The sequence below is a fragment of the Bartonella sp. AP36NXGY genome, from assembly GCF_042195865.1.
Taxonomy (GTDB): Bacteria; Pseudomonadota; Alphaproteobacteria; order Rhizobiales; family Rhizobiaceae; genus Bartonella.
Map to the genome: position 1 here is coordinate 1 of NZ_JBHIPD010000107.1, position 1,160 is coordinate 1,160.

At 43.2% G+C, this 1,160-nt stretch carries 1 pseudogene; it reads left to right on the top strand.

The features are described 5' to 3' along the window. Positions 1 to 48: 48 nt before the first annotated feature. Positions 49 to 1,160 (top strand): annotated as a pseudogene (locus tag ACFINX_RS10120) (hypothetical protein); the annotation flags it as partial.

Below are 1,160 nucleotides of genomic sequence, written 5' to 3' on the forward strand. Positions count from 1 at the left end.
AAAACAGTAAAATCTGATGGAACTGAGAGTGAGGAGAGCTATACAGATGTGGCTTCAGCGTTTGCCGGTGTAGGAACTTCTTTCACGGATTTACATAAAGAAATTACCAATGAAATTACCACTGCTCAGGCTGACGCCTTGTTGTGGGATAAGTCCAAAGGTGCGTTTGTAGCAACGCATGGGGACAGTAAAGAGAGCAGCAAGATAACGTCTCTTAAAAATGGCGACATTAGTAGAACGTCAACGGATGCTGTAGCGGGTAACCAGCTATATGCACTAGGGAGCGGTGTTGCGAAGTCTTTAGGTGGTAAAGCTAAGTATGAGAATGGCACATGGACAGCTCCGACTTACGAGATCTCTAATATTTCTGCAGATGGTGATGTGGGAAAGAAGAGCTTCAATGATGTTGGTAGTGCCTTTGCGGGTCTTGATACGAGTGTCAAGAATGTGAACACACATCTGTCTAATGAGGTTAAAAAGTTTGATGAAAAACTAAGTAATATTACTCAAGCGGTTAATGGTGATGCTTTATTATGGAGCGACACTGCACATGCCTTTGTAGCGACGCATGGAGAGAAAGATAGCAAAAGCAATAGCAAGCTTACATCTCTTTTAGATGGCGTCATTAAGGATGGTTCCACGGATGCTGTAACGGGTAATCAGCTTCATGCTCTAGGTGATAAAGTTGCACAATCTTTAGGTGGAGGAGCTAAGTATGAGGATGGTAAATGGAGTAAACCTAAGTTCACGGTTAAAACAGTAAAATCTGATGGAACTGAGAGTGAGGAGAGCTATACAGATGTGGCTTCAGCGTTTGCTGGTGTAGGAACGTCTTTCACGGATTTACATAAAGAGATTACCAATGAAATTACCACTGCTCAAGCTGACGCCTTGTTGTGGGATAAGGCTAAAGGTGTTTTTGTAGCGACGCATGGGGACAGTAAAGAGAACAGCAAGATAACGTCTCTTAAAAATGGCGACATTAGTAGAACGTCAACGGATGCTGTAGCGGGTAATCAGCTATATGCCCTAGGGATCGATGTTGCGAAGTCTTTAGGTGGAGGAGCTAAGTATGAGGATGGCAAATGGAGCAAACCTAAGTTCACGGTTAAAACAGTAAAATCTGATGGAACTGAGAGTGAGGAGAGCTATACAGATGT